This window comes from Moorena sp. SIO4A5 (assembly GCF_010672005.1).
In the GTDB taxonomy this organism is placed as follows: Bacteria; Cyanobacteriota; Cyanobacteriia; order Cyanobacteriales; family Coleofasciculaceae; genus Moorena.
Genome location: NZ_JAAHHZ010000090.1, coordinates 1 through 9711 on the forward strand (window position 1 = coordinate 1; position 9711 = coordinate 9711).

Genomic DNA, 9711 nt, shown 5'->3' on the forward strand with positions numbered 1-9711 from the left:
GCTCTACGCCCTAGTGCTGAAGGAATAATTTTGTCGTATTCACCAGAAACTAGCAGGGTTGGCACCTTTAACTGAGCGAACTTATTAGGCATTACCTCAGCCGCATACTTACTAACCGCAGTCAGCATTGTTCCCAAAGCTGCTTCATAATCAGCCATTAGGTAATCTGCCAAAAAAACCCGGCTCACTGCCCTAGGTAGGGGATGGTGCAAAAATCGCATCATGAACACGGTACCGGCTAAGGGAATATTTAACAACCAACCGGGGCGGAACTTAACTACTAACTCACCAACTTTGTGAAAAGCGGTGAAGGATTTCTCGTCATAATCAAAAATACCGCTATTATTCAAAATTGCCTGTTCAACCCGCCCAGGATAACGATTGAGAAACATTGTAGCAGCAGATGCCCCTAGGGAATGAGCATTGATATAGATACGATCAAGTCCCAGGGTATCTAACAACACCACTAAATCTTCAGCATAGTCCTCCATCTCATAGGTCAAGTTTGTCCCCTGTTGGGGTAATTTTGACCTACCAAACCCCCTTAGGTCATATAGGAGGCAGTCAAAGGTATTGGATAGAGCTTTAGCGGTACTTTCCCAGTAGCGAGACGAGCCACACCAGCCATGGATAAAGACCATCACAGGTTTATTTCCACAAGGTGTTGACTTCTTTACCCATTCATAGTAGTGTTCTACACCCCGAATTTGAATGTAAGGCATTTTGTGATCTTTGTCCTTTGTTAATTGAAAATCAACAATCAACAATTAACAATTAACAATTAACAATTAACAACCGATAAATTTGGTTTTGGCCAATGATAAATTACTACTATGCTGATTCTGGCTTTGGCAATGAAGAAGGATGAACCAATAGTTCAGCAGTTGAGCGCTTCTCTACCATTTCCCTAGTGATTGTACAGCGAGTGACATCCTTACGAGAAGGCAACTCGTACATCACTTCCAGCATCAATTCTTCCACAATGCCCCTTAACGCCCTAGCACCGGTTTTACGACGGTAAGCTTCCTGGGCCAGCGCTCGAATTGCATCTGGCATAAACTCCAAGTTGACATTGTCCATCTTCAGCAGCTTTATATACTGTTTTACCAGTGCATTCTTGGGTTCTGTCAAAATTGCCATCAGGGCTTCCTCATCCAGGGGTTCAATGACCGCTACCATTGGTATACGACCAATGAACTCGGGAATCATGCCGAATTTAACCAAGTCATCTGGCTGCAAGTGTCGCAGAATATCTGCTGTTCGCTTTTCCTTCGAGTTATGCTCTCCAGGCTGAATAAATCCCATGGAACGCTTGCCTAGGCGTTGCTCGACCACCTTCTCCAGACCAACAAACGCGCCACCGCAAATAAACAGAATATTGCTGGTGTCAATCTGAATACAGTCTTGATAAGGATGTTTGCGTCCACCTTGAGGGGGCACATTAGCAATGGTTCCTTCTAGCATTTTCAGTAATGCTTGCTGGACTCCTTCCCCAGAAACATCCCTGGTAATAGAGGGATTTTCACTCTTGCGGGCTACCTTATCGATTTCATCGATATAGATAATCCCCCGCTGGGCTTCCTCTACATCCAGATCTGCCACTTGCAATAGTCGCAGTAAGATGTTTTCTACATCTTCCCCAACATAACCAGCTTCTGTCAGGGTTGTGGCATCTGCCACAGCAAAAGGCACATCTAATATTTTGGCTAAGGTTTGGGCGAGTAATGTTTTACCACAACCCGTAGGACCAATTAGAAGAATGTTGGACTTTTGTAGCTCTATGCCATCATCCATTATTCCCTGACCCTGACCCTGAGCTTTAGATTGGAGCAAGCTTAGGCGCTTGTAGTGGTTGTACACAGCCACTGACAGAACTTTTTTGGCTTCCTCCTGACCAATCACATGGTCATCTAGATACCGTTTAATTTCCCTGGGTTTGGGAATCTGATTCATGGAAATGCGGTTGGCACGGGGACGACGTTTCTTAGCCGGTTCTGGTCGAGGAGCAGGCTGGGGAGCAGGCGCACCGGAATCGAGTAACTCCTCATCTAAAATTTCATTACATAAATCAACACACTCATCACAAATATAGACTCCGGGGCCAGCAATTAATTTGCGTACTTGCTCTTGAGACTTACCGCAGAAGGAACATTTTAGATGGGAGTCGTATTTAGACATAAGAAGCCTCTTTCTACATAGAAGCGACAGCTGCTTCCTGGTTAGGAAGATTCTGCCGGGAGATCACCTGGTCAATTAAACCATAGTCTTTAGCTTGCGCCGCTGACATGAAAAAGTCGCGTTCGGTATCTTCGGCAATTTGAGCCACTGGTTTACGGGTGTGATTAGCCAGTAATTCGTTAAGGGTTTGCTTGTGGTATAGAATTTCCTTAGCTTGAATTTCTATATCCACCGCTTGTCCCTGAGCACCGCCAAGGGGCTGGTGAATCATAATCCGAGAATTGGGCAATGCCATCCGTTTACCAGCAGCTCCCCCTGCTAGGAGAAATGCGCCCATACTAGCAGCTAAGCCATAGCATATGGTAACCACATCAGGGCGCACTTGCTGCATCGTATCATATATTGCCATCCCTGCAGTTACCGAGCCACCTGGGGAGTTGATATACAATTGGATATCCTTTTCCTGGTCTTCAGCTTCTAGGTATAACAGTTGGGCAACAATTGAGTCAGCTACCACATCATCGACCTGGGTTCCCAAAAACACAATGCGTTCTCGCAGCAGCCGCGAATAAATGTCAAATGCTCGTTCTCCCATTCCAGACTGCTCTACCACCATTGGTACAACAGTACTACTGGAGGTGATTTGGTATTGGTCTAGAGAACTTAAGCTGGTGATTGAGGAATGAGGGGACACAGATTGCAGCATAGGATACAATTCGTCAAGACCTCTGGATTTACTAATAAAGGTGCTATCTAACAAGGGCACGAATAGGCATAAAGTCAAAGTCTCTATAGAAACTATTATGCCTTAACTGTTTGCTTGTTGGTGCAACAGTTGACGGTTATAGAGTTGAGGCTTATCTATAAGCCTAAGCTGTTGAGCTAAGGCGTGTTTCTTCTAAGGGATCTAAGCTGAGCCTTGGGTTTCAGTCTCAGAATTATACAAAGTTAAATGCACAACACCTTAGCAACTCGCTACCTTCTACCCTGGGCAGATCACCAACAAGGCCAACGCTACGATTTACTCAGAAACAGGTTCAGCTGGTACTTCAATAGTCTGGGAAGCCGCATCCGTTGTTTCTAGCTCGGTTACTGTAACGGCCGTGTCTTCTGCTTCAGTTTCTTCTTCGGTGATGGTTCCTTTGGGAACCAGCTCTATAGTAGCGTGATCTTCTAACCATTTAATGGCTTTGAGTTTGAGCAAATCGGACTCGACGAATTCCCGCAGCCGATCCGGATCTACCTCTTGACCAGCCAACTCCTTCATCAATTCTTTACTTTTCCCTTGTATTTCGGAATCTTCAACGGTTAGGGATTCACGTGTAGCTATTTCCTTAAGGGCTAGGGATTGTCGGAGGCTTTGGATGGCATCAGGACGTGATCTTTCTCGCAGCTGTGGTAGATTCTCTTCGGTAAACAGCCTTTTGACATCCATGCCCAACTGTTGCATCTGGATGGCTGTTTGGGTCAAAATTGTTTGGAGTTCCTGGTCAATTAGCGTTTCAGGCAAGTCAACTTCAACGTTTTCCAGCAGAGCGTTGATTAAAGCCTCCTCCTTGCTGGCTTGGGTTTCTTGATCAGCTTTTTCCTGAAACTCCTGCTGTAAATATTCCCGTAACTCTGCCAAGGTTTCTTTATCACTAACTTCTTGAGCGAAGTCGTCATCTAACTCTGGCAGCTCTTTTTCCTTGATTTCTTTTAGGGTGATGCTAAAGACCGATGACTTGCCAGCTAAATCTTCTAGGGGGTAATCTTCAGGAAAATTCACTGGTACTTCTTTAATCTGATCAGGATTCATACCAACGATGCCTTGAAGAATGTCCTCTAGGAACTTGCCTTCCCCAAGTTCAATTTCAAAATCCTTAGCCTCACCGTTAGGTATTACTGAGCCTTCATCCTCTTCGCTATCACCAGTAAATCGACCGACGTAATCCACCACGACCACATCTCCCATCTGGGCTGGGCGTGATTCGACTGGTACTAAGGTAGCCTGCTCAACACGCCGTTGTTCGAGAAAATTACCGACGGCATCCGGTTCAACCTTAGTTTCCTCAGCTTTCACACTTAAGCCATTGTATTCCCCTAAATTGACCACTGGTGGCACATCCACCGATGCGCTGAAGGTTAGGGGTTCTCCAGGTTTGAACTGGCTGAGCAAATCTTCTAAGGTAGAGGTTAAATTATAGTTCCCTAGTGCCTCAATTTGGGCTTGCTCAATCGCCTGCTTTAGACTACTGTCGAGCAAATCTTCGATGGCAGCAGCTTTTACCTGTTGGGCACCAAGACGTTGTAGCAAAACCTGACGGGGTACCTTCCCTTGGCGAAACCCAGGAATTTTGACTGTACGGGAAAGGTTCTGTAAAACCTTTTCATAGGCTTGTTTGGTCGTTTCAGCTGGAATTTCAATTTCCAGACCAACCTGGCTAGCGGGAAGTTTTTCCTGAGTTACTTTCATTGACGCTTGGGTGTGAAGAGTTAATTGTTTAATGAGTCGGGACAATGGATAGTCAACCTGGCTGAATCAAAGATTCGACCTGGGGACTCCTATATTACTTTAGGTGTTGCCTGCTTCGACCAACAAAATTCACCAAAAAGATTTACATTGTGTCAGCCAAGGTATTTATCCACATGCACTAGTTGCCCTAGTCGGCGGTGGTTCTCATCAAAGGGTTTGGCAACAAAGTCGCAAGGGACGAATTTCTCAAGGGGTTTGAGTCAAAACGCCGATCTCCAAAGGAGTAGAGGTGAAAATTAATGGTTATCGAGTATCGATACAGATGGACAATTTCTACCTCGGATGGAACTAGACGGGAGAATCCAAAGCAATTATGGTATGCTGATTCTAACAACCAGTTAAGCGTTAAGCACATCTACCAGTTCTTTTACGGCAGTAGAGAATACTATCTATAGGTGGTTACTACAGCCTTTAAGCAAGCTCTTAGTCGATCAGAGCTTTTTAAGTGTACCTAACACGCCAGTCGATGACTCTGGCCTGAGCTTAATAGGGCAGTGTGAGGGATTAAACTCGCGCTAATTGATAAGTTTATTAATATTTGGGCATTCCAGGCATTTTATTAAGACGCCAATGGGCTATAGCGAACAGGGTAAGGGAAAGAATCAATAAGGAGGCATTATTTACAACAATATTGATAAAAAAGTGCAATAGTCCTGAAAATCAAGGCTTAAGAGCTGATTCGTAAACTCGCTGTAATCATTGTAGGATAAGGCTTGGGCTCAAATAGAACATTTGAACTATTTAATACCCAAAAGACAATCATAGCAAGGCTTTCATACTTCTTAAGATTTACTTGACGAATCAGCTCTAATATGGTCGTAATTCTTCCTTATTATCACATTTTGGATCAATTTTTATAGCGGTTACCTGCTATACAGAACCGTTATCAGAGGTTAAATACCTAGTAAGGTGAAAAAAATTTAGATACTCTTAAAGAATGCACTAGACCTCTGGCAAAAGTATTTTTTTGATACTGTTTTCGTCAATTATTGTTACTGTTTTATGTCTCCTGTATCCTATCTCCTGACAACTGTCGCGAAGTCTACTGATTAAATTATCAAAAGATTAAGTATGTTGAATTGAATGAGTGGAGGAAAGTCATTTGTCTAGTCAAGTTCGCCTTGCCATCTTAGGCGCAACTGGTGCTGTAGGTGAAGAACTACGGTTACTCTTGCAAAGCCGAAATTTCCCACTGGCTGACCTTAAGCTGTTAGCCTCACCCCGCTCTGCTGGTCGTGTCATCCCCTTTCAGGGAGAAAAGTTACGAGTGGAAGCGGTGGGAGAGCACTCTTTTGATCAGGTAGATTTGGTCTTAGCATCAGCTGGGGGGGCAACGTCGAAAGCTTGGGCGGCTATTGCTGTAGAAAGTGGTGCAGTGGTCATTGATAACTCCAGTGCCTTTCGGATGGATCCACAAGTACCTCTAGTGATTCCGGAAATCAATCCAGAGGCAGCAGCAAATCATCAAGGAATTATTGCGAATCCCAATTGCACTACGATTTTAATGGGTATGGCAGTATGGCCATTACATCAGGTACAGCCAGTAAAACGGATAGTGGTAGCTACTTATCAATCCGCTAGTGGTGCTGGAATGAAAGCAATGGAAGAATTAAAATTACAGACTCAGGCAATTTTGAAAGGAGAAACACCACCAACAGAAAGCTTTCCTTATCCCCTGGCATTTAACTTGTTCCCCCACAACTCCCCCTTAAATGAGCAGGGGTACTGTCAGGAAGAAATGAAGATGGTCAATGAAACCCGGAAAATATTTAAGGCTCCACAGTTAAAAATTAGTGCTACCTGTGTACGGGTTCCCGTACTGCGTGCTCACTCAGAAGCAGTTAACCTAGAATTTGACCAACCCATGCCAGTGGCTAAGGCAAGAGAAGTATTAGCCACTGCCCCTGGAGTAAAACTAGTAGAAGATTGGCAGGCGAACTACTTCCCTATGCCTATTGATGCGTCCGGTAATGACGAAGTACTAGTGGGTAGGATTCGACAAGACCTTTCTCACCCTTGTGGTATCGAAATTTGGTTGAGTGGAGACCAGATTCGTAAGGGTGCTGCCTTGAATGCAGTGCAAATTGCTGAGTTATTGGTAGCCAAAAATTTGCTAAAGTCCTTAGTCCCTAGTCCTTAGTCCTTTGTAGGCAGCAAAAAATCTTCTGGCACAGAAGCTAGACCAAAGAGCAATGACTAATGAATAATGGCTAATGACCAATGACCAATAATTAATGAGGAGTTAGAAAAGGGTGGTCAATTTTGGACGTGTGCTAACGGCGATGATTACGCCGTTTAGGGAAGATAGCAGCGTCAATTATGCTGTGGCAGAGCACTTAGCAGCTCATTTGGTTGACAATGGGACAGATACTTTGGTGGTATGTGGCACCACTGGGGAGTCTCCTACCCTTACTTGGGATGAAGAGTACCAGCTATTCCAAGTAGTCCAAAAAGCAGTTGCAGGTAAAGCCAAGGTAATTGCTGGAACGGGTTCAAATTCTACAAAAGAAGCGATCGCTGCTACTGAAAAAGCTGCTAAACTAGGGTTAGATGGATCATTACAAGTTGTACCGTATTACAATAAACCGCCACAGTCAGGACTATACAAACATTTCCAAGCGATCGCAAAATCGAGTCCTGACTTTCCCCTGATGCTCTACAATGTACCGGGTCGCACAGGACAAAATCTGCAACCGGAAACTATTGCTCGTTTAGCCCAAATTCCTAATATCGTAGCTGTCAAAGAGGCTACTAGCGACTTCGAACAGACTAGTCAAATTAGGCGTTTAACCCCACCGGATTTTGCCATCTATTCTGGCGATGACTCCTTTACCCTAGCCACCCTGGCACTAGGAGGATCAGGTGTAGTTAGTGTAGCCAGTCATCTGGTTGGTTCCCAAATCCAACAGATGATTCAAGCTTTTGAGGAGGGGAAAACTAGTGAGGCTACTCAAATTCACCTCAAGCTTTTTCCCTTATTTAAAGTACTCTTTTGTACTACCAATCCTATCCCGATCAAAACAGCACTAGAACTTCAAGGTTGGCAGGTGGGTAGTCTTCGCTCACCGCTGTGCGAGCTACCCTCTGAATTAAAATCCCGTTTAAAGGAGGTTCTGATTGAGCTGGATTTAATTTAAATAATTACTCATTTTGTCCCAATTCCCTTTCATCAGATCTATCTTCGCTTTGTAAGGTAGGAAAGATGACTGAATCCTTAGCGAAGACTATGTTAGGGATTGGGAGGGAGATTAGTGATATATTAATTGTTTATTGAATTTTGGCTTTCTTTATCCCTAATTTTTTACTATTATTTTAGTTTCTATTATTTTACCGTTTATTTGCTAATAATTAGTTGATCTAAAAAAGCTATACATCATTCATTCATTGCTTTATCTGTGTGATTGATTTGATCTTATATAGATCAAATCAAAGGTAATTGGGAACAGTTTTTTCATTTTTTTACTAGCAAAAAAACTCAGAGGATTCAAATGACTAAGCAAACATCTAAACCAGCTTTAAAAATTATTCCCCTAGGCGGACTCCATGAAATTGGCAAGAACACTTGTGTTTTTGAATTCAATGACGAAATCCTGCTCTTAGATGCTGGGATTGGCTTCCCTAATGATGAGATGCATGGAATTAATATCGTCCTCCCCGATATGACATATTTACGGGAAAATCGTCACAAAATCAAGGGCATGATTGTCACTCACGGTCATGAAGACCATATTGGTGGCATTCCCTATCATTTAAAGCAGTTTGATATTCCCGTGATTTATGGACCCCGCTTAGCCATGGCATTACTTCAAGGCAAGCTAGAAGAAGCTGGTGTAGCTGACCACACGGAATTGAAACGTGTAATGCCCCGTGAAACGGTACGTATCGGTTCTTCATTCCTTGTAGAATTTATTCGCAACACTCACTCGATTGCTGATAGCTTTACCATTGCCATTCATACGCCACTGGGTGTGATTATCCATACAGGTGATTTCAAAGTTGACCATACCCCTGTGGATGGAGAATTCTTCGATTTCCAAAGACTAGCGGAACATGGGGAAAAAGGGGTCTTGTGCTTGATGAGTGACTCGACTAACGCCGAAGTTCCCGGACATACTCCATCTGAACGTTCGGTTTATCCCAATCTAGAACGGGCCATTGCCCAAGCACCAGGACGAGTCCTAGTGACTACCTTTGCCTCCTCAGTTCACCGGATAAGTATAGTCCTGGATATCGCCCAAAAACAAAACCGGAAGGTGGCAATTGTGGGTCGTTCCATGCTGAATGTGATTGCCCAAGCTCGCACCTTGGGTTACATTAAATGCCCAGATGACTTGTTTGAGCCGTTAAAAGCAGTTAAAAATATAGCGCCAGAAAAAATCCTGATTCTGACAACGGGTTCTCAAGGTGAACCGCTAGCCGCAATGACTCGCATTTCTAAAGGGGAACACCGAGAAATTCAAATCCAAGCAGGGGACACAGTTGTCTTCTCTGCCAACCCCATTCCTGGTAATACAATTGCGGTGGTCAATACCATTGATCGGTTAATGAAGCTGGGAGCCAATGTTGTGTATGGTCGTAAGCATGGCATTCATGTTTCTGGTCATGGTGCTCAGGAAGACCATAAACTGATGTTGGCTCTAACACGACCAAAATTCTTTATGCCGGTTCATGGTGAACATCGGATGCTAGTTCAGCATGCCAAGATGGCTCATAGTATGGGCATCCCTGTGGAAAATACTGTGATTACCGACAATGGGGATGTGGTGGAGTTATCTGAGGACAGCATTAGTATTACAGGTAACGTCCCCTCAGGTATTGAACTGGTAGACCGCACTGGTATTGTTCATGACAATGTTATGAAAGAACGTCAGCAGTTGGCTGGAGATGGAGTAGTGACTGTAGCTGCAGCAATCAGTTGGGATGGCAAACTCCTTGCCAAGCCAGAAATTCATCTGCGGGGTGTGGTCTCACCGTTAGAAACATCCCTCCTGCAACAGTTGGTGATCAAAAGAATTGAA

General features: G+C 44.0%; 7 protein-coding genes. 3 read left to right on the forward strand and 4 right to left on the reverse strand.

Going from position 1 to position 9711, the window contains the following annotated elements:
• From F6K57_RS23675 to tig, 4 genes are all read right to left on the reverse strand, one after another.
• The coding region (locus F6K57_RS23675; protein ID WP_293071027.1) for an alpha/beta hydrolase at window positions 1–722 on the reverse strand (722 nt) is incomplete at its 3' end.
• Between the two features lie 109 nt (window positions 723–831).
• Window positions 832–2178, reverse strand: a complete 1347-nt coding sequence (gene clpX / locus F6K57_RS23680; protein WP_293021101.1) for an ATP-dependent protease ATP-binding subunit ClpX — start codon at window positions 2176–2178, stop codon at window positions 832–834.
• Between the two features lie 13 nt (window positions 2179–2191).
• Window positions 2192–2884: an ATP-dependent Clp endopeptidase proteolytic subunit ClpP gene (clpP, locus tag F6K57_RS23685; protein ID WP_293021169.1), complete on the reverse strand. Its 693-nt coding sequence runs from the start codon at window positions 2882–2884 to the stop codon at window positions 2192–2194.
• 315 nt (window positions 2885–3199) lie between these two features.
• The gene (gene tig, locus F6K57_RS23690; RefSeq protein WP_293071030.1) at window positions 3200–4633 is read right to left on the reverse strand and encodes a trigger factor; all 1434 of its coding nucleotides are present in this window, start codon (window positions 4631–4633) and stop codon (window positions 3200–3202) included.
• Between the two features lie 1162 nt (window positions 4634–5795).
• Here tig and F6K57_RS23695 point away from each other — a divergent pair.
• The 3 genes from F6K57_RS23695 to F6K57_RS23705 all read left to right on the forward strand — a co-directional run.
• A complete protein-coding gene (locus F6K57_RS23695; RefSeq protein WP_293071032.1) occupies window positions 5796–6833 on the forward strand; it encodes an aspartate-semialdehyde dehydrogenase in 1038 nt (345 codons plus the stop codon).
• A 112-nt stretch (window positions 6834–6945) separates the two neighbouring features.
• The gene (dapA, locus tag F6K57_RS23700; RefSeq protein WP_293021095.1) at window positions 6946–7830 is read left to right on the forward strand and encodes a 4-hydroxy-tetrahydrodipicolinate synthase; all 885 of its coding nucleotides are present in this window, start codon (window positions 6946–6948) and stop codon (window positions 7828–7830) included.
• 351 nt (window positions 7831–8181) lie between these two features.
• On the forward strand, window positions 8182–9711 hold a 1530-nt coding region (locus F6K57_RS23705), incomplete at its 3' end, for a ribonuclease J (protein WP_293071034.1).

What these genes read in the sequence shown, in the direction of transcription:
- clpP (WP_293021169.1), bottom strand. Translation starts at nt 2,884, where the DNA reads ATGCTGCAATCTGTGTCCCCTCATTCCTCAATCACCAGCTTAAGTTCT.
- tig (WP_293071030.1), bottom strand. Translation starts at nt 4,633, where the DNA reads ATGAAAGTAACTCAGGAAAAACTTCCCGCTAGCCAGGTTGGTCTGGAA.
- clpX (WP_293021101.1), bottom strand. Translation starts at nt 2,178, where the DNA reads ATGTCTAAATACGACTCCCATCTAAAATGTTCCTTCTGCGGTAAGTCT.